Source organism: Bosea vestrisii, assembly GCF_030144325.1.
Lineage (GTDB): Bacteria > Pseudomonadota > Alphaproteobacteria > Rhizobiales > Beijerinckiaceae > Allobosea > Allobosea vestrisii_A.
Genome location: NZ_CP126307.1, coordinates 2,834,450 through 2,851,086 on the forward strand (window position 1 = coordinate 2,834,450; position 16,637 = coordinate 2,851,086).

The 16,637-nt window shown below is 61.5% G+C and carries 22 protein-coding genes and 1 pseudogene; 10 read left to right on the plus strand and 13 right to left on the minus strand.

What is annotated here, in order from left to right; all coding sequences use genetic code 11:
- Positions 1 to 25 precede the first annotated feature (25 nt).
- The gene (locus tag QO058_RS14005; RefSeq protein WP_284172665.1) at positions 26 to 526 is read left to right on the plus strand and encodes an Hsp20/alpha crystallin family protein; all 501 of its coding nucleotides are present in this window, start codon (positions 26 to 28) and stop codon (positions 524 to 526) included.
- Between the two features lie 120 nt (positions 527 to 646).
- On the opposite strand, the gene QO058_RS14010 is transcribed toward QO058_RS14005, so the two are convergent.
- Both QO058_RS14010 and QO058_RS14015 read right to left on the minus strand, forming a co-directional pair.
- A complete protein-coding gene (locus QO058_RS14010; protein WP_284172666.1) occupies positions 647 to 817 on the minus strand; it encodes a hypothetical protein in 171 nt (56 codons plus the stop codon).
- Between the two features lie 208 nt (positions 818 to 1,025).
- Positions 1,026 to 1,166: a hypothetical protein gene (locus tag QO058_RS14015; protein WP_284172667.1), complete on the minus strand. Its 141-nt coding sequence runs from the start codon at positions 1,164 to 1,166 to the stop codon at positions 1,026 to 1,028.
- A gap of 67 nt (positions 1,167 to 1,233) precedes the next feature.
- Here QO058_RS14015 and QO058_RS14020 point away from each other — a divergent pair, with 67 nt between their 5' ends.
- Positions 1,234 to 1,398: a hypothetical protein gene (locus tag QO058_RS14020; protein WP_284172669.1), complete on the plus strand. Its 165-nt coding sequence runs from the start codon at positions 1,234 to 1,236 to the stop codon at positions 1,396 to 1,398.
- 211 nt (positions 1,399 to 1,609) lie between these two features.
- Here the strand turns inward: QO058_RS14020 and QO058_RS14025 are convergent, their stop codons facing one another.
- The 7 genes from QO058_RS14025 to QO058_RS14055 all read right to left on the minus strand — a co-directional run bounded on the left by QO058_RS14025 (position 1,610) and on the right by QO058_RS14055 (position 5,198).
- Positions 1,610 to 1,858, minus strand: a complete 249-nt coding sequence (locus tag QO058_RS14025) for a DUF6894 family protein (protein WP_284172670.1) — start codon at positions 1,856 to 1,858, stop codon at positions 1,610 to 1,612.
- Between the two features lie 22 nt (positions 1,859 to 1,880).
- Positions 1,881 to 2,606, minus strand: a complete 726-nt coding sequence (locus tag QO058_RS14030; RefSeq protein WP_284172671.1) for a Crp/Fnr family transcriptional regulator — start codon at positions 2,604 to 2,606, stop codon at positions 1,881 to 1,883.
- Positions 2,607 to 2,920: 314 nt separating this feature from the next.
- On the minus strand, positions 2,921 to 3,163 hold the full coding sequence (locus QO058_RS14035) for a DUF6894 family protein (RefSeq protein WP_284172672.1): 243 nt from the start codon (positions 3,161 to 3,163) through the stop codon (positions 2,921 to 2,923).
- Between the two features lie 136 nt (positions 3,164 to 3,299).
- Positions 3,300 to 4,019 carry an SOS response-associated peptidase gene (locus QO058_RS14040; protein WP_284172673.1) on the minus strand — a complete coding sequence of 240 codons (720 nt, stop codon included), beginning with the start codon at positions 4,017 to 4,019 and terminating at the stop codon, positions 3,300 to 3,302.
- A 30-nt stretch (positions 4,020 to 4,049) separates the two neighbouring features.
- Positions 4,050 to 4,664, minus strand: a complete 615-nt coding sequence (locus tag QO058_RS14045; RefSeq protein ID WP_284172675.1) for a hypothetical protein — start codon at positions 4,662 to 4,664, stop codon at positions 4,050 to 4,052.
- A complete protein-coding gene (locus QO058_RS14050; protein ID WP_284172676.1) occupies positions 4,603 to 4,977 on the minus strand; it encodes a hypothetical protein in 375 nt (124 codons plus the stop codon). The genes QO058_RS14045 and QO058_RS14050 overlap by 62 nt, the downstream gene beginning before the upstream one ends.
- Positions 4,978 to 4,982: 5 nt before the next feature.
- Positions 4,983 to 5,198, minus strand: coding sequence for a hypothetical protein (locus tag QO058_RS14055; RefSeq protein WP_284172677.1), 216 nt, complete (start codon positions 5,196 to 5,198; stop codon positions 4,983 to 4,985).
- A 208-nt stretch (positions 5,199 to 5,406) separates the two neighbouring features.
- Between QO058_RS14055 and QO058_RS14060 the strand changes: the two genes are divergently transcribed.
- Positions 5,407 to 5,718, plus strand: coding sequence for a DUF1236 domain-containing protein (locus QO058_RS14060; RefSeq protein ID WP_284172679.1), 312 nt, complete (start codon positions 5,407 to 5,409; stop codon positions 5,716 to 5,718).
- 65 nt (positions 5,719 to 5,783) lie between these two features.
- Here the strand turns inward: QO058_RS14060 and QO058_RS14065 are convergent, their stop codons facing one another.
- Both QO058_RS14065 and ligD read right to left on the minus strand, forming a co-directional pair.
- Entirely contained in the window at positions 5,784 to 6,020 is a 237-nt protein-coding gene (locus tag QO058_RS14065) for a hypothetical protein (RefSeq protein WP_284172681.1), read from the minus strand.
- Between the two features lie 181 nt (positions 6,021 to 6,201).
- Complete coding sequence (gene ligD / locus QO058_RS14070; RefSeq protein WP_432212052.1) at positions 6,202 to 7,245, minus strand: non-homologous end-joining DNA ligase; 1,044 nt, start codon at positions 7,243 to 7,245, stop codon at positions 6,202 to 6,204.
- A gap of 199 nt (positions 7,246 to 7,444) precedes the next feature.
- On the opposite strand from ligD, the gene QO058_RS14075 reads away from it, so the two are divergent.
- The 5 genes from QO058_RS14075 (at position 7,445) to QO058_RS14090 (ending at position 9,452) form a co-directional block, all read left to right on the plus strand.
- The gene (locus tag QO058_RS14075) at positions 7,445 to 7,783 is read left to right on the plus strand and encodes a DUF982 domain-containing protein (protein WP_284172683.1); all 339 of its coding nucleotides are present in this window, start codon (positions 7,445 to 7,447) and stop codon (positions 7,781 to 7,783) included.
- Between the two features lie 66 nt (positions 7,784 to 7,849).
- Positions 7,850 to 8,062, plus strand: coding sequence for a hypothetical protein (locus tag QO058_RS14080; RefSeq protein ID WP_284172684.1), 213 nt, complete (start codon positions 7,850 to 7,852; stop codon positions 8,060 to 8,062).
- Positions 8,063 to 8,119: 57 nt separating this feature from the next.
- Positions 8,120 to 8,371, plus strand: a complete 252-nt coding sequence (locus QO058_RS14085; RefSeq protein WP_284172686.1) for a hypothetical protein — start codon at positions 8,120 to 8,122, stop codon at positions 8,369 to 8,371.
- Positions 8,372 to 8,591: 220 nt separating this feature from the next.
- The gene (locus QO058_RS31420) at positions 8,592 to 8,843 is read left to right on the plus strand and encodes a DUF7696 family protein (RefSeq protein ID WP_432212063.1); all 252 of its coding nucleotides are present in this window, start codon (positions 8,592 to 8,594) and stop codon (positions 8,841 to 8,843) included.
- A gap of 441 nt (positions 8,844 to 9,284) precedes the next feature.
- Positions 9,285 to 9,452, plus strand: a complete 168-nt coding sequence (locus QO058_RS14090; RefSeq protein ID WP_284172688.1) for a hypothetical protein — start codon at positions 9,285 to 9,287, stop codon at positions 9,450 to 9,452.
- A gap of 1,664 nt (positions 9,453 to 11,116) precedes the next feature.
- Here the strand turns inward: QO058_RS14090 and QO058_RS14095 are convergent.
- Both QO058_RS14095 and QO058_RS14100 read right to left on the minus strand, forming a co-directional pair.
- A complete protein-coding gene (locus QO058_RS14095; RefSeq protein WP_284172690.1) occupies positions 11,117 to 11,542 on the minus strand; it encodes a DUF1236 domain-containing protein in 426 nt (141 codons plus the stop codon).
- A gap of 1,984 nt (positions 11,543 to 13,526) precedes the next feature.
- Positions 13,527 to 14,152, minus strand: a pseudogene (locus tag QO058_RS14100) (tyrosine-type recombinase/integrase).
- A 225-nt stretch (positions 14,153 to 14,377) separates the two neighbouring features.
- Between QO058_RS14100 and QO058_RS14105 the strand changes: the two are divergent.
- Together QO058_RS14105 and QO058_RS14110 are read left to right on the plus strand one after the other, a co-directional pair.
- The gene (locus QO058_RS14105) at positions 14,378 to 15,454 is read left to right on the plus strand and encodes an alpha/beta fold hydrolase (protein WP_347976490.1); all 1,077 of its coding nucleotides are present in this window, start codon (positions 14,378 to 14,380) and stop codon (positions 15,452 to 15,454) included.
- A 132-nt stretch (positions 15,455 to 15,586) separates the two neighbouring features.
- Positions 15,587 to 16,636 carry a methyltransferase domain-containing protein gene (locus tag QO058_RS14110; RefSeq protein WP_284167489.1) on the plus strand — a complete coding sequence of 350 codons (1,050 nt, stop codon included), beginning with the start codon at positions 15,587 to 15,589 and terminating at the stop codon, positions 16,634 to 16,636.
- Position 16,637: the final 1 nt, after the last annotated feature.

Sequence of the window (16,637 nt, forward strand, 5' to 3'; positions counted from 1 at the left end):
CCCATGCACCACAAGGAGGTTGACGATGCCAATCAGAGACCTGATCCCCTGGGGTAGCAACAAGGGGAGCGAAATCGCGAAGCGGGAGGAGGACAACCCTGTCTTCTCCCTCCAGCGTGATGTGAACCGGATTTTCGATGATTTCTGGAAGCGGTTCGATCAGCCGTTCGGGGTTTTCGGACGCTGGGCTCCTGACGGGCCCAAAGCCGACGTTACCGAGACGGGAAGCGCACTGGAGATCTCGATTGAACTTCCGGGCATCGACCAGAGTGAGATCGATATTTCGCTCACCAACAATGCCCTCACCGTCAAAGGCGAGAAGACGAGTGAACGCGAGGAAAGCGATCGAGGCTATCACCTCTCGGAACGCGCTTATGGTTCGTTCTACCGCTCGATCCCGTTGCCGGGCGGCGTCGACACGGACAAGGTCAGCGCCCAATTCAAAAATGGCGTCCTAACCGTAACGCTTCCGAAGACACAAGAGGCGCTGACTCAGGTGAAAAAGATTACGGTCAAGGCGAGCTAGGCTAGCCCAACCAATGATGCGGCGGGCACAAGTTCCGCCGCATCTGTTTTTACTGATGCGTACGGAGCATGTGGACCGCTAGCGCTATCTTTGCGCGCGCCAGATCTTCCTGGGCCACGGTCAGCATCTCGTCGGCCATGTCGAGCGCGGCCAATGCGGCTGGCGTCGGATTGGTCGTTCGGCGGTGACACGGATCCAGGCTTGATCGATTGCGTCGAGAGCTGCACGAACATTGGCAATCGCCCGTTCGATGGAGTCGTAAAGCGCGATCTCGTCTTCGTTGTCAGTCATCGGACGTTCTATTGCCGGGCAAGGGCGTAGCCTCCACACCAATTTAGCAATCGGATCGGAGCCGACAACGCGATCGTCCGTCCACGATGAGGCGCGTCAGTCGTATTTACTGCCCCGGTTCGTGCCCCGCGGAGGCGACCTTATCCCTAACGCTAAAGAGCCCACCCAGCCAGCCGCGGCGAGTGCCGCATTGCCACGGCGATGCAGCTCACGCCGCCAGCCCGGCCACGTCGCCAACAATGGCACGGACATTGAACAGCAGCTTGGTCGAGTCATTGGGTTGCGTCAGAGTGACACAAAGTAGTTCCCCATCGAGATACACGCCCGAAGAACGGGCCAGGGAACTCATCGAGGGGTTCACGACGACGCTGCATTCGTCATCGACTGCGATTGTTCTTGCCAACCGAGACAAGGCCTTGGCTCAGGCCACTTTGGCATTCTCAGCTGCCGAGCACGACGCTATCGCGGCGGTGGCAAAAATGTTCGATCGGCTTGCAAGCTCCGGTGTCAGGACAATCTCGACGGAGAAGGCGGCGGAGTTGATCCATGAAATGCTCCACGAGCCCGAAATCCCTGACTGACCGTGCAAAGCACCGCCTGCTCCCGCCTCGCCACCGGTAAGGAGAAGCGATAGGCTGGCGGGATGAGCCGACCGAACAGCATCCTCCTCGCCGCGCTGATCGTGACGGCGTTCGTCGCATGGATCGCGGTCTGGCTGAGGCCGCGGGCGGGGTGGTGATCAGAAGAGTGTAGACGGGGGCTCAAAGCGGGCTCGCGGCGTCTCTTTTCGGCTTAGTCGACATCCAGCTTGAGGGTGGCAACATAGATTTCCATGCCTGAACCATCTCGAACGATCACAGCAAGCGACATATGGTCGCCATTTGGAAGCTTATCGCGACTCAAGGCCGCCAAGAGTTCTTTCGCTGCGGCCTTGGCGCTCTCATTGTCAGTCAACTCGACGCCTTCATCGTCGAAATCGGTCGTATCGCCATCGTGAGTATGGAAAAAGTAGCGCGCCATTCCATCAGAATGCCGCGACACGCTTCAGGTTCCCCCTCGGAAGCTATTCGCGCAGGTGAAGATAGCGCGGGTCGAACTCGCCAAGCTCGCACAGTCCGTCCCAGTCCAGAATCGTAATGCGATTGGCCCGGATACGGACGAGCTTCGCTTGGCGTAACTCACGCAGCTTCTTATTGATGTGAACGGTCGACAGGCCAAGGGCGTCCGCCATTTCCGGCTGGGTCATCGGCAGGGCGCAGACCACTCCATCGGAGCGGCCTATCGCCTTCATCTTCGTGACGAATTCGCACACGAAGTGTGCGATGCGGCTAGTGGCAGAGCGCCTGCCGATGCCGACCATCCACTCGCGAAAGGCGGCCGCATCGATGAGGGCCTCTCGCCAGAATGCTTCCGACACCCGATATGATGCGCGCGTAATGCCGCGGATCGCGTCATGCGGGATGAAACCGACCGTCGCGGGTGTCAAAGTTCCCAGACTGTGATCCATCTCTTCGATGTGGAGGGAATGAAGGTCGGGGATATCGCCTGGAATGTGCAGCGACAGGATCTGCCGTCCGCCATCAGCGACAAGTTTATAGCGGCAAATAAGCCCTTCAATGACCAAACAGCATTGCTTGGTCCGCTCACCTTCACTGACGACGTCTTGGTAGGCTTCGAATTGACGCTCGCTGACAAGAAGTCCGAAGAGCAGCTCTTTATCTTCTGGCGAAAGCGGGGAGATTGTCTCGAGCTTGCGGACCATCTTTTCGAGATGCTGACGTTTATCCATTCCGGTCCTCGGCTCAGCTCGTGCGATCGGCCGACGACAAAGGGCCACCCTGGCGGACGTCGGTCAATCTAAAGCTGAAAGCTCGGCGAAGGTCGAAGGCGAAGAGCATGGCACGTTCGGCCTTTGCCTTGCCGCCGACGGTTGTGGCGGAGCTGGAGGCAATGCTCGCGCGCGCCAGTCTAGAGCAAGCGAAGCGGCTGCCGAAGCAATGATCCGCCCGAACTCGATCACGATGGCGGTTCTTATCGTCGCGCTGTTCGTAGTTGGGATCTACGGATGGCTATCGGGGGCCTGGCGCTGATACGGTCCGGGGCTTACGAGTCGAGCCGCATCCACTGATCTGCAAGAGCTAACGACGCGCTGTAGATGGGTACGCCATCGCGTCGAACTCTCACGGTGATCAGCGCCTCGCCGCCGAGCGGGATGGCCTCGTGCGCGATGTCGGCCAAGGTTTGGAGAGCAAGATCGCGCGCGGCCGCTTCGTCAGCCAATTCCTGACCGACCAGATCGACCCGTTCGAACACGCCGTTGAATACGTCGAAAAAGTAACGCTGCATTGCCAGCAAACGAGCCGAACGTGGGCGTGTTCCCGGACGCGGAATAGGCCACGCTGGTCTGCTCCCAATGGCCCATCAGAACAGGTCGCCTTGCGCCGGCGGCTTGACCGCTGGGAACAGCGCAGGATCCGTCGGATCATCCTTCTTCACCACGTGCGACTATCGATAGCGAGCCGTTGGGCAACGGGCGCTGCTGCAGCGCCTTCGCCTGATCCCAGGGCGCTGTCATCCACGTCTCACACTCCTCCGGGGTCGTCAGGATCACCGGCATGGCCTTGGGGTGGATCGTGCGAACATCGGCGTTCGGGTCAGTCGTGAGAAACCCGAACAGGTCGAGGGTCTCTTCGCCATCCTTGATCTTGCGGACGCTGGTCCATTGAGAGCACCAGATCCCGGCAAACATCGCGGTGGGACGCTCTTCTCCGAAGGCGAACCAGACGTCGCCGCCCTCAAATTTGTTGAACTCACTGAAGCTCGTGAACGGCACGAGGCACCGGTTCTGGACGCCGAGCCAGCGCAGCCAATGCTTGCTGTCGGTGCGACGAATATTCGTCGTTCCCCGGTCCGGCTCCAGACGCAACAGCTCCTCAAAATCCACCGGCTTGCCCTTCGCCCGCAGGTTCTCGGCACGCTCGCTTGCGGCGTCGTACAGAGCTTTGCGAGAAGACGGCATGCCCCAGCGGACCATGGCCAGCTCTGGCCCTGCCTCGTTGTTCCGAATGATCGGTGCAGGCCGGTCGGGATTAATGTTGGGCATCGGCGGCAGGTTGGCGTAGTTCGGTCCGCCGTCGTTGAACGGCGCGAACAGCTTGCGCATCGCCTCTACGTTACGGGTGTGGCTATAAAGATTGCACATGAGCCGGATGCTAGTGACGCACTCAGAATCTCACAAGAAGGCGAACTCGGGCTCTGCAGCGACCTCAGGCTCATACCGGAGCCGCAGAAGCTTCGGATCGAATAGGGCACCGACGAAGAAATCCGTGCGCGAGCTCGGTTCGCCCAGGGCCCCGGCGCGCAAGTGCAAGCCGCCATGTGCTTCCACCAACTCGTGTGTCGTCTCGTGCGTCTGCAGGCGGACTTCTAAGAGATCGAGGTTTGGCCGCTCAACGATCCGCTTCGGATGCCATCTGACGTCGAGCCAGGCCTCGATCGTCGCTCGCACCAGTTGCACGCCATCGACCTTGGTATCGTAGACGATGACGTTCTTCCACAACGGGCGCGGGCCTTCCTTCCGCGGCGTCACGAGGAAATGGCCACGCGAACTGGTGAAGTCGCCGTAAGGTCCCGCGAAGTCGCATTTGTATTGCTCGGCCAGTGTGGGCCAGAGCCATCCGTCGTCGTCCGACGAGGTATGGAATTCGACGTCCTCCACCGGCTGGGGCTCGCCAGTCTTTCGGGCGGCTTGCGCAGCAACTGTCAGCTTCGAAATGGCGAGCTGCCTAGTTGCCACCGATTCTGCGGCGCTTCGGACCGGGCGTTGATTCTGTTCCCAGCTGATCATCCTTGCCTCCTTCGATCACGGTCAGGCCGGACATGCTCGGCGGCAGATCCGGCGGCGAGGTGCGGCCGATGTCCGTGAGGTAGGCGCCACACTTCCGTCCGTACTTCTGCGGCTTGCGCTCCAAGTTGGCGGGGTTCCATGCGCACGGCTTCCGGAACTCGGCCAGCAGCCACTTCAGCGTCGCCTGCTCGCCGTAGAGCCAGGCGAGCCCGGCCAGGCGTGCGTCCTTGCTGCGGGCACAGAAGTGGCAGCGGAAGCGCACGACCACCCAGGGAAAGTCGATCAGCGAAGTGTCTTCGTTCGGCGGTTCCATGGGCGTCATGCATCAGTGGTGACCTCGCGCGGCGGCCTGGCGCCCTCTGAGAACACGCCTCGAATGAAGCCCCTCGAAACCGATCGGTCGGCGTCGGCGAGCACGTTCTTCAACATCTCGTAAGTCACCCGCAGGGCTGCGCGCTCGCTACCATGCGCGTCGATCAGTTCGACGAGCTCCCACTCCAATTCGCCGCGCTCCGGCAATGGCTCGGCTGACATGTTCCGCGTCCTCAAGTATGAGAACATAATGAGAACGGCGCATGGAGAGAGTCAAGCCGACCGGACGTTGCGCGCAGGCGGCCAACGCTCGCAAATAAGTGTGCAGCATGCGGCATTGACCGCCCTGCCGCAAAAAAAGCGAGCCTCGGGGAACTTTTATAATGCCTCTAAGTTGCGGCGTCCGTGGGGGATTGCCAAGGAGGCCACCATGAAGAAGATCATTCTTGCAGCCGCTCTCGCCCTAGCTCCGGCGGTGGCGTTCGCCCAGACGTCAACCACGACCACCACAACGATCACGACCGAGCAACAGAGCAAGGTCCGAGCCTACGTGGTCAAGGAGAAGCCCGCCTCCATGAAGGTGACCGAGTCGGTTACCGTTGGAACGGCTCTGCCGGCCTCGGTTACGCTGCAAACCCTGCCGGCCGATGTCGGTGTAACTCAGTACCGCTACGCGGTCGTCAACGACAAGACGGTCCTGGTCGAGCCGAGCTCGCGCAAGATCGTCCAGATCATTGAGTAATATCGCGACGAGCGAAACTCACGGCAAAGAGGTCGGAACTCGACCTCTTTGTTGCGCGGGCGGCCCTAAGTGTCGGACTGCGTAATTCCAAATTTTTGGGCGAGCTGCACCCTATTCATGCAGGAAACGTCGTAGCTGACCTGACGCCCCTTCAACTCCAGGCGCTTTGCAAAGTCCTTGGTCATCGCTCCCACGATATCGTCGATGCGAGCCTCGCAGGCTTCATTACTAACGAAGCTCATCTCACTGATATGCGTTGACAAACAGGTGGGCTCACCCACTACGCAGGCGACAATCACCATCGTGAATACGTCCATGGAAGAAGCTGCCCTTGGCGGCTTGCACGCAAGCCCACGTTGCTAGAATCGCTACCAAAGGCCACTACTCAAACATTTGAACACGAACCATCTTCGCGCGCTAGCGAACCAGCGCGGGGTATACCTTCTTTTGTTCGGTATGTTGCATTTTCAACAGTCTTGGCGGCTAGCCCAGCCTATAGACCGTCGCCTCGTCCGCCGTCTCGCGCAGGCCCTTGAACGAGGCGTGGCGCAGCTTCTCGTCATGCGTCCAGCCGCGATAGGCGATCTCGGCAGCGAGCTTCGGCTTTACCCAGACGACGCCCTTGCGGCTGAGGCCGCGGGCCGGCGGAGAACCGGCCGTGATCCGATCGAGCTGCTTGCGAAGCGCTGTGGCGCTGGTGTGCGTGAAGCCCGTGCCGACGCTGCCGACATAGGTCAGGCCATAGTTGCCGTGGCCCGCCAGCAGCAGTCGGCCGATCCCGCCCAGCGCCACGCTGGAGGGCTCATAGCCGATGATCAGGAAGGTGTCGGACTGGATGCACTTGATCTTGAGCCAGTCGCCGCCACGGCCGGGGCGATAGGGTGCATCCCGGCGCTTGGCGATTATGCCCTCAAGGCCCATCCGGCAGGCTTCAGCGAGGAAGGCCGCGCCGTCAGCCTCGACTTCTTCGCTCAGCCGGATCATCCCGGTTTCGCCGGCAAGAAGATCCTCCAGCATGTCGCGCCGCTCGCTCAGCGCCATCCGCGTCAGGTCATGCCCGTCGAGGTAGAGCAGGTCGAAGGCGAAGAGCATCGCACGTTCGGCCTTTGCTTTGCCGCCCCGGCCGCCGAGCGCCTGCTGCAGTAAGCCGAAATCCGCCCGACCGGATTCGTCGAGGACCACCGCCTCGCCGTCGAGGATGAAGCTGCCGGCGTCGAGCTCTGCCGCTTCGGCCGCGATCGATGGGAAGCGATGCGTCCAGTCATGGCCCCCGCGGGCGATGACGCGCACACCCTTCGCATCGCGGTGAACAGCCAGGCGGTAGCCGTCCCACTTCACCTCGAAGGCCCAGTTGGCTCCGGTCGGCGCCTTCGCTTGCAGGAGAGCGAGGCAAGGCTCCATCCGCGCCGGCATCGGGTCGGTGAAAAGATCGGGACTGGCAGCGCCGCGACGCGCTTTGACTGGCGCGCTCTGGAGCGCGTCACCGGCAGGCATAGCCTTCAAGACGCGACGCGGCTGCCTCGCCATACTCAACACCACCGAACGCAACTGAACTGGCGACTCAACGTTAGCGGAAGAGCGTCGTTCCTGAGCCAGGAAAAGATTCAAAAAAAGGACAGGACGCAGAGGCTTGCGAAGTGGCGAATGAATACCAAAATCAGACGCCGTCCTCAGAGAAAATGAGGGCAAATTCCCGGATCCATGTTGCTTTTAGGAGGATATGGCTATGGAAAAATCCCCTCTTCGCCGCCAAAGCGGGGGCTTGCTGTCAAAAGATTCAGACCACTTCGAACGACCCGTCGTGATCCTGGTCGGGCTAGGTCATCCAGCGGCAATCTCGTCGGTCATGGAGGCCTACATGTTTTTGGTCGACTGGCCGCCCAGCAAGCGCGACCCTGCCCATCATTTCGCAATAAAGGCTTGCCTCGCAGCCATGCGCGGTGATGTCGAGGCGGAGACCGTCCGCGGCATCTTCGTAACGCTAGCCGAGAAGTATGACATCTTGGCACCAGACGCCGGCGCGTTCACAGCGTCCTACAAGGAAGGTCCGCAGGGACGCGCCTAAGTCGCTCTTGCCCGGCCTGAATAAGGCCGGGCTTACCTTTAACAGTCCAGGCCATTGGAGAAGGCCATGACGAGGAAACCCGCTCTGCTTTTTCAAGTAGTCGATATCGCGAGCATAACCGTGAGCGATAATCCGACCGAGGGAGCCATTCTGCGATTCACCATGGATGGCGAGCTGAACGACCTTGAGCTCAAGCTGCCGGCAGTGACGGTTGCTCGATTGCAGACCCTGCTGATCGAAGCTGATGCGCAGCAGGCGAATTTGGTGACGACGCAGTAGGTGGAACGTCAAGGACGCCTGGCGGTTGAGCCTCCGTCAGTTGCGTTGGAGGTTGTCATGCGTACCCAGCCGAAGCGATCCGGGCTAAATGCCAAGGTCGCGGCTCACCTCAATCCAGCCCATCTGAAGCTCTATCGCGAGTTCTGCCAGGACCAAGACGGCAACCGCTACACCGTCGTCGTCTATCGGCCGTTCCCAGATTTGAACGTCACGCGGTACGAGCTTGAAGACGGCACGCCGGTCCGCTTCATCGACGATTGCCTGTTCGAAATTGAAGCGACGGGCAAGCAGCTGACGCGGTGTCCCTGATGCTCGCGCTCTTGATTTGGGGGTTCTCATTGCCGCAATCCTTGGCGCCATCGGGGTCGCATCGTTTCGATAGGAGTATTTGCAGCCGTGGAAACGACTATGCGCACGCTTGCGACCATCGGCGCCGTCATCGCAATCCTAGTGGCCTACTTCGTTGTGGTGTACCGGGTGACACGAACCGACGACGACAAACGGACATGACATCCCATCGCGCTACAGCATCGCATGTCTTTCGCATCTTGCCGGTCGCGAGGTCTCGACTTGGTCGAACGAATGGGCGCGTCAGTGTGAGGTCGACACTCTGCTCGCCATGACTCTGCCGAGACGGCTGCGCTTCCTGAACGGCTCGGGCAATCCGGAGGATGGCCGTGACGGCAGGCCCCTTGCGACTATCCGCGGTCAGGCCGGCGCTAACTCCTTGAAGGCCGACCTTGAGCGGATGGAGCAGATCCTGCGACAGCGCGCGAACTAGTCAACGCGACGTGTGCGGTGCACCCAATTTCCTGCCAGCCTAGCCTTCCTTCGCGCCGTCATGGCGCATTGGAGAACGGCCATGTCGAAGTCTGGGACGAGTTCATACGAGGTCGAGAAAAAGCGGCTCGAGAATGAGACCGACGCCGCGGGACAACGCTATCGGCGTGAAGGCGATGGGGCCTCCTTGCAAGCATGGCAAGAGGCTCTAGCGCGGCTCACCGGGTTTCTACGACGCTTCGGTTGAAACGAAAAGGCCCGGCCCCGCGCGAGCGAGACCGGGCCAAGTCTAGGGAGAAACGCCCAAGGAGGGCAGCCCTTACGGGGCCAGGCGATCGCCGGCGAGTTGGATACAAGAATCAGGGAGGCCCGCGCCGCCCACGCGGAACGCTCCTGCGGCCCGACAGTTGAGCCCCCATCAGTTAGCCGGGTGGAGGTCAACATGAGTAAGGAAACAAGCCGCAGCCCGAACGCGCCGAAAGCTGGCTCCAAAAAGAGCACACCGGCGAAGAAGCGCCCCAAAGAGGGGCCCGTTGAAGACGCCGACGACCGGCGCGTAAAGCAAAGCGATTATTCAGACAAGTACTCCTCGGGACGCAAGATGTCCTGAAACATCGCCGGTGCAAGTACGAGCATGAGGATCTGAGCTGACTGCCTCTCGCCGATGTGCGCGGGGGAGCACTGCACCGGCGAGAGGCATGGCGCTGGGTTGGGGAGCGCCAAAAACGGAATGCACGCCGTGCGGAACTAAGCCCGGCCGGCGCGAGCCGGCGGGGAAGTGCGCCTTTCGTAGTTTCAGGCACGACGCCGGCTTGTGAGAAATCCTGAGATCGAGCGCCGGACGAGGTCGTGGTCATTGGCAGCCAGGCAGACATGGCTCGCCACGATATCGCGCAAAGCTTCTCGCTCGACGTCCGAAGGGCTGAATCGTCTCGCTTCGAGGCTTTGCCACGCCGTCTCCACGGCAGCATGCGCTCGGGCAATGTCGATAGGGTCTGCCAGGGCAGAAAACGTCATCGGTCTTCGGGTATCACGGCGCTCAGCCAAGGTCGGCCTCCAGAGCAAGAATGGTGAGCAAGGCCGAGCAGGCGAGGACAACCCATAGCGCTTCGCCCGCCCAGCCATCAGGGGGATAGGGAGCCGCAGCCACAGTGGAAATTCCTCCGATAAACACTACTGCCGATATCACTGTGAGAGGTCGCATCTGACGCCACCAAAGCGAAGTTTGCGATCGTGTGAACGCGCAGCTCACGGTCTGGTTCCGACAACGCCATAGACAAAAAAAGCCCCGCCGGCGGATGCCCGCGGGACGTCGAGACAGCCTCTCGCCGATGTGCGTTGGGGGAGCGACTGCACCGGCGAGAGGCATGGCGCTGGTGGGACGCCGCGCTCAGCGTAGCAGGCAGGCTGAAAGAAAAAGCCCCGCCGGCGGGTGCCAGCGGGGCCGTGATAATGGACGGGCCGGGGCGCAATACCCGACTTGCAAGCGGACGCTGAGATGTCAGCATTCCGTGGATCTCGGCTTGGCGGAACACCACCGCGCCGGAAATCTAAATCGCATAGCCTGAGGAAGCCTAGTCCCAGAGCCAGGCCGCCCCTATTATCCACAGGGTTGCAGGCCTGCCGTCGCCTCGCCCCGCTCGCGAGCGCGGAAACGCAAAGCTTCATACTGTTTCTCGGAATCGCTCGATTGCGCGCCGGGCCAGATCGTCTTCGTCTTTCGCAATGGTCGCCAGGCTGGCGACGATCTGGGCTAGTCGAGTTCGCTCTCGATCGCGGCGTGCGTCGGGCAGCGTCGCTCTAATTACGTCCCACGCAAGGTCGAGCGCCGCGCCGGCCCGCGCAAGGTCAGCCGGATCGCTGAGTGATGAGAATGGCACGTCTCCCCCATTGGCCACGGCATCCATTGTCACGCCCGGAATGTACCAGAGTGCACCGGACGGAACGATCCTCGCGTGGGGCCGTTCCACCCACTCTAACACCCCGGTCGACCATGAAACCAGAGACTCTGCTCTATCTCGCAGCGCTGGCGGCTATGGGATTGGCCTGCTGCATCATGCTGGGCGTGCCGACCCCGGTGCAGTAAAAAAGCCGGGCGGGTGCCAGTGGGGCGAGTCGTCGATCTCAGACTGGCTATCGGAGACGGCTGCACAATCCGCATAGAGGGTGGCTGGTTCCGCGGCGTTCAGCCTGGCAATGGCGGGAGGCGAACGCTCGCACCTCCCGGATAGGCAGCAAAAGGAGCCCATCTCGGATGAGATGGGCTCCGATTGATTACTCTATGATCTGAACGATCTTGCGGGTCTTGGGCTCAACCAGCACGGTCTGGTCATTGACCACCGTGTAGCGATATTCGGTCTTGCCGTACTTCGCAGGAACCTCGCGATACGTGACCGTCTCAGGCAAAGTCGCGCCGACGACCACCTTCTCGCGGTACGCGACGGAAGGCACCTTCTGCTCCTTCACATAGGTGCGGAACTCCGTGCGATGATCAGCGGAGATACCGCCAACAATCGCGCCCGCCGCAGCACCACCGACAGCACCAACTGCGGCGCCAGCCGGACCGCCGACGATCGCGCCGCCAACAGCACCAGTCGCCGCGCCGCCGGCGGCGCCACCGGCCGCGCCGGAATTCGTCTGCGCAAACGCGGCAGCCGGAGCGACGGCGAGCGCGGCGATCAGAACAAGATTTTTGATCATGGTACTTCTCCCATTCGTGGACAAAATGCCCCTCAGTCGCATCTAAACTGCAGGAAACATCGCTAGTTCCATGAATAAGCGTTCATAATCAGACGGTTATCGTCCTTCGCGCGCGGTTAAGACTTTGGATTTCGTTTAGGTGATCAAGCGTTGCGGCTGTTGCACCGGTCAATTCATGATCTCGTGGTACGCCGACGACGGCCGACGCTCGCAGCCAGCCGACACATACGCGTTCGGCAGCTCTGGTCATGTCGTCCAGAGCGCCCATCCGGGCGGCGTTTGGATCGACTCTGCCCATCCCGCGTGCCCTCTATCGACAATGAGCAGGGAGGCAAGATTGCGAATTTGGATTCTCGCCGCGGTCGCCGCTTTGGCTTTTGGTTTCTCTGCGTCCAGAGCTGATGCGCTAGTTCCTGCAGGCTCCAGGCCTGCGGTGCTCGCGAGCCGGGCACGAAAGGACGCCTCGACTGCTACGATGCGCTGATGCCGCCGGCACCCAAAGCGAAATAAGGCACCGCCACCAAGATGGAAGACTGCCGGTTCAAGCGAGAAGAGGACGAGCGGCTAGCGTGCTTCGACTTCTTCATGACCACGCGGCAGCCGCCATAGCCTTCACGAACTTCAGCCTCTACCAGCGCGCAGCTTCTCTGATCGCCACAAACCTGGAGGCGCTGGATCGTCTGTCGCAATAGCCAGCGACAGCGGGTCGTAGGCTCTGAAAGAGTACACGCGGATCGGTACCGAGTGCGCGCGGGATTGCGCTTGGGAGGCGGCAGAAGAGCAACCGGCATTCGCGCGATCTATAGCGGTGATGGCGACGAATTTGGCCGCGTATAGATCGGTGTCAGCCAATCCGGCCGTTCGGCGCACCTCCGGACATTGGGCCATTGCCCGGGAGCAGACATTGCCGAGCGGTGGCATGACTTCTGTTCCCGACCCATTGCTGACGCGTGATGGTGCCCTAGGGAAGCAATTTCCCTACTGCTGCTTCAGTGTTAAACGAACGAGATGACTGAAAACCTGAAGGCACTTTGGGACGGCTTAGGGGCTGAGCTCAAGGCTTCGCCCAGCGCGATACATGATCCAGAGGTTCTGAAGCGCCTCGACGCGCTGATGGCTCCTGTCAATGAATTGATGAAGCAGTTTCAGCGCGAACGCGACTACCAACCCTTCTCTTCTCAGGCGCCGTGCCCGATATGCAGCGGGACTGTGAGATATCAATATCGCGCACCGCTTGTGGGAGGCATGAAGTGCGACACCCCGAGGTGCGTCTCGCTCAATCTGTAGCGGCTTGGCCGTTCATATCGTCGGCTCTCGACCCATTGTGGTCTTTGGGGAGCCTCAGAAAGCGACCCCATAGAACCAAATCGGTTCCGCCAGAAAGCAGCCAGCCAGGATGGCAGCAGAACGCCAAGCACCAAGGTGGCCTCGCCACCCGAGAGTGATGGCACGGCCGATGATGGATGCAGCGACGCTAGCGGTCAGCATGTGCAGTGCGAATTCCCCCATTGCTGACGCGAAGCCATTGCTCCCTTCATCAAATCGGTGCCGCAGGTGGTTGGCCCAGAGCAACGCTAGTGCGACCGTCCCGACCAGAACGGAAATACTCAGCGAGCGCCCGCGGGGCATAGCGGTAATTACGAGGAATGGCAGGACGTAAAAGACGACGATCCAAGATAGGACGAATGACAAAGCTTCCTCGCTCAACCCGCGCGATGTGGGTCCGCTGAGTTTCTAATCTGGAGGGGATTAATCCAAAGAGTGTCTGGAGCTTGCCTTCGCAATAGAGAGCGAACTTTCGGACGCACCACAGTGGTGAGCCAGTTCATTGGCGAATTAGTCATGAGCGTTCGCAACTCCGCTGTGTGGCCTGCCATGCCTCGTTAGCACGTATTGAAATGGTCGGTAATTGTCCGCTTCCGACCCAATTGCGCCGTTGGCCGAACGGAGAAAATGGCACGGCGGGTGCCCGCCGTGCCCAGTGTCATAGGTCCGTTTGCTCCGAAAGGAGAAGCGCATCGTCAACCTCGATGCCGAGGTAGCGCACGGTGCTCTCCAGCTTTGTATGGCCGAGAAGGAGCTGACAGGCGCGCAGATTGCCGGTGCGCTTATAGATCAGCGCGACGTTCGTTCGGCGGAGACTGTGAGTTCCATAGAGCGCGGGATCCAATCCGATTAGAGCCACCCAGGTGTCGAGGAGACGGCCGTACTGGCGCGGTGTGATGTGATCGCCATGCCGGCTACGGCTCGGGAAGAGCCAACCCTCTTCACGAGGGCCTCTCTTTTCAGCCACGCCGTGAGTGCCTCGCGGGCGGAGTCGGTTAGTTCAAACGGCACTGGCCGCCCGGTCTTCTGTTGAACGATCGCCGTTCGTAGGCGAACGGTGCCTCCGAGGACGACATCGCCAACGCGAAGACGAACCAGATCGCATCCCCGTAGCTTGCTGTCGATCGCGAGATTGAACATGGCGAGATCACGCACGCGCCCCTCGTGCTGTAGTCGGGTGCGTATCGCCCAGATATGCTTTGGCTTCAGAGGTGGTTTCGGTCCGATAATGTGCCCGAGGTTCCACGCCTGATGAGGCAGTTGGTTCTGCGCTTGGATATCCATGGCAGATCCCCCTCTTGGGATGCCGCATCCGGGATGATTCTATCAAATGTTGCGGGACGTAGCGCTCGCCTCGCGCCAGTTGCGGACGTTGAGACGATGTCAGGAAGCGGACCATGTCGGCGGGCCGAAAAGCCACGATCCGGTTTCCCGTATTGCAGCGTAAACCGGCTGAACAGCCACCGGACCATCCTGTCGCCTCCCATCCGACTGCGATATCCTCCGGCTATGAAGCTTAGCCAGAGCATACGGTTCTGCACGTCTGACGACGGCACCCGCATCGCAGTCGCATCATGCGGGGAAGGACCGGTGATTCTGCGCGCGGCGCACTGGCTGAGCCACGTCGACTACGACCTCGAAAGCCCGGTCTGGCGCCCCTGGCTTCAGGCGCTTTCCGCTCGAAGCCGTTTCGTGAGATACGATCCGCGCGGCAGCGGCCTGTCCGAGCGGTATGTCGCCGATCTTTCGATCGAGGCGTGGAACGCGGACCTGGATGCCGTGGCGGAGTCGATCGACGAACCGCGCTTCGTGCTTCTCGGTCTCTCGCAGGGCGGCGCGCTCGCGGTCGCCTATGCACTTCGTCATCCCGAACGCGTCTCGCATCTGGTTCTGCTCAACGCGTATGGTCAAGGCGGAAGGGTTCGCGCGCATACGGAGGCCGAACGACTGGAGGCCGAGACGCTGGTAAATTTCATCCGCATCGGGTGGGGGCGCGACAATCCGGCATTCTGCCAGTTCTTCACCAATCTCTTCATCCCCGACGGAACACCCGAACAACATCGCTGGTGGGGTGATCTCGAGCGCGTTACCGCGAGCGCGGACGTCGCCGCTCAACTGCTTAGCAATATGCAGGGGATCGATGTGGCCGAACTCTCCAGGAAAATCAGCGTCCCAACCTTGATACTCCACTGCCGCGGCGACATGCGCGTGCCGTTCAGCGAGGGCTGCAAGCTCGCGGCCGCGATCCCTGGCGCGCGCTTCGTGCCGCTCGAGAGCAAGAACCATGTGCTGCTGCCGGACGAGCCGGCCTGGGCGGTGTTTCATGCCGAGCTTGCCGCCTTCCTCGGCTGGGACAAGCCCGCACAGCCACGCGCCATCGTTCAGGCCGGCCTGACGGCCGCCGAAACGGCGATCCTGAAGCTCATCGCAGAGGGGCTCGACAACCGGGCGATCGCGCAGAGGCTCGGCAAGAGTGCCAAGACGGTGCGCAACCAGTTGTCGGTGATCTTCAGCAAGCTCGGCGTGCATAGTCGGTCCCAGGCGATCGTCCTGGCACTCGGCAGCGAGCAGCCACCGACCGATTGACGCCGAGCTTGGGACATTTGTCCTTCCGGTTGGTCGCATTTCCCCGCCCGCGCGGGACTGCCGCCTCATGCGCGGCGACCAAGATTGGCCTCATCCTTCAAGCCTGCCGGCCAAAGGGGAGGAGGACCCGCCATGACCCAGTTCAACGAAGCCACCCTTAACGAACTCGTCGGCCGCGTGCTCGGCGACATCGGCGGAGCGGTCAGCGTGCCCCTGGTCCGGATCGGTGACGCGCTCGGTCTCTACAGGACGCTGAAGGAGATCGGCCCGGCCACCGCCGACGAGCTTGCGAGCGCAGCCGGATGCGCCAGCCGCTATGTGCGCGAGTGGCTGTCGGCCCAGGCGGCCTCCGGCTATGTGCGCCACGAAGGCGGGACATTCTCGCTGACGCCGGAGCAGTCCTTCATCTTCGCGGAGCCCGACAGCCCGGTCCACCTGATCGGTGCGTTCGATACGGCGGCGGCGATGGTCGAGAACCAGCCGAAGGTGCAGGCGGCGTTCAAGACCGGACGCGGCGTCGCCTGGGGCGAGCAGGCGGGCTGCATGTTCTGCGCGGTGGCGCGGCTGTTCCGTCCGGGTTACGTCAACGCCCTCGTGCAGGATTGGCTGCCGGCGCTCGACGGCGTCGTCGACAGGCTGAAGGCCGGCGCGACGGTCGCCGATGTCGGCTGCGGCCACGGGCTCTCGACCATCCTGATGGCGCAGGCGTTCCCGAAATCACACTTCACTGGATACGATTTCCACCCCGCGTCGATCGCAGCCGCCACCGCGCATGCGCGATCGCACGGGCTGACCAATCTGACATTCGAGGTCGGCCGCGCGCAGGACTTCGGCGGCCGCGACCTCGACCTGATCACCTGCTTCGACTGCCTTCACGACATGGGCGATCCGCAAGGCGCCGCGTCGCATATCCGCAAAGCGCTGAAAGCCGGCGGCACATGGATGGTGGTCGAGCCAATGGCGGGCGACGCACTCGACGACAACATCAATCCGGTCGGGCGCATCTACTACTCCGCGTCGACGATGATCTGCGTTCCGACATCGCTGGCGCAGGAGACCGGCCTCGCGCTTGGCGCCCAGGCGGGCGAGAAGCGGATCGCCGCGGTGATCCGCTCCGGCGGGTTCAATCAGGTGCGCCGCGCTGCAGAGACGCCGCTCAACATGGTGCTCGAAGCGACCTGAG

Bases quoted from the DNA above. Each gene is read 5' to 3' on its own strand.
- QO058_RS14005 (WP_284172665.1), top strand. From the start codon at position 26: ATGCCAATCAGAGACCTGATCCCCTGGGGTAGCAACAAGGGGAGCGAA.
- QO058_RS14010 (WP_284172666.1), bottom strand. From the start codon at position 817: ATGACTGACAACGAAGACGAGATCGCGCTTTACGACTCCATCGAACGG.
- QO058_RS14015 (WP_284172667.1), bottom strand. From the start codon at position 1,166: ATGAGTTCCCTGGCCCGTTCTTCGGGCGTGTATCTCGATGGGGAACTA.
- QO058_RS14030 (WP_284172671.1), bottom strand. From the start codon at position 2,606: ATGGATAAACGTCAGCATCTCGAAAAGATGGTCCGCAAGCTCGAGACA.
- QO058_RS14035 (WP_284172672.1), bottom strand. From the start codon at position 3,163: ATGCAGCGTTACTTTTTCGACGTATTCAACGGCGTGTTCGAACGGGTC.
- QO058_RS14040 (WP_284172673.1), bottom strand. From the start codon at position 4,019: ATGTGCAATCTTTATAGCCACACCCGTAACGTAGAGGCGATGCGCAAG.
- QO058_RS14045 (WP_284172675.1), bottom strand. From the start codon at position 4,664: ATGATCAGCTGGGAACAGAATCAACGCCCGGTCCGAAGCGCCGCAGAA.
- QO058_RS14050 (WP_284172676.1), bottom strand. From the start codon at position 4,977: ATGGAACCGCCGAACGAAGACACTTCGCTGATCGACTTTCCCTGGGTG.
- QO058_RS14055 (WP_284172677.1), bottom strand. From the start codon at position 5,198: ATGTCAGCCGAGCCATTGCCGGAGCGCGGCGAATTGGAGTGGGAGCTC.
- QO058_RS14060 (WP_284172679.1), top strand. From the start codon at position 5,407: ATGAAGAAGATCATTCTTGCAGCCGCTCTCGCCCTAGCTCCGGCGGTG.
- QO058_RS14065 (WP_284172681.1), bottom strand. From the start codon at position 6,020: ATGGTGATTGTCGCCTGCGTAGTGGGTGAGCCCACCTGTTTGTCAACG.
- ligD (WP_432212052.1), bottom strand. From the start codon at position 7,245: ATGGCGAGGCAGCCGCGTCGCGTCTTGAAGGCTATGCCTGCCGGTGAC.
- QO058_RS14075 (WP_284172683.1), top strand. From the start codon at position 7,445: ATGGAAAAATCCCCTCTTCGCCGCCAAAGCGGGGGCTTGCTGTCAAAA.
- QO058_RS14080 (WP_284172684.1), top strand. From the start codon at position 7,850: ATGACGAGGAAACCCGCTCTGCTTTTTCAAGTAGTCGATATCGCGAGC.
- QO058_RS14085 (WP_284172686.1), top strand. From the start codon at position 8,120: ATGCGTACCCAGCCGAAGCGATCCGGGCTAAATGCCAAGGTCGCGGCT.
- QO058_RS14090 (WP_284172688.1), top strand. From the start codon at position 9,285: ATGAGTAAGGAAACAAGCCGCAGCCCGAACGCGCCGAAAGCTGGCTCC.
- QO058_RS14095 (WP_284172690.1), bottom strand. From the start codon at position 11,542: ATGATCAAAAATCTTGTTCTGATCGCCGCGCTCGCCGTCGCTCCGGCT.
- QO058_RS14105 (WP_347976490.1), top strand. From the start codon at position 14,378: ATGAAGCTTAGCCAGAGCATACGGTTCTGCACGTCTGACGACGGCACC.
- QO058_RS14110 (WP_284167489.1), top strand. From the start codon at position 15,587: ATGACCCAGTTCAACGAAGCCACCCTTAACGAACTCGTCGGCCGCGTG.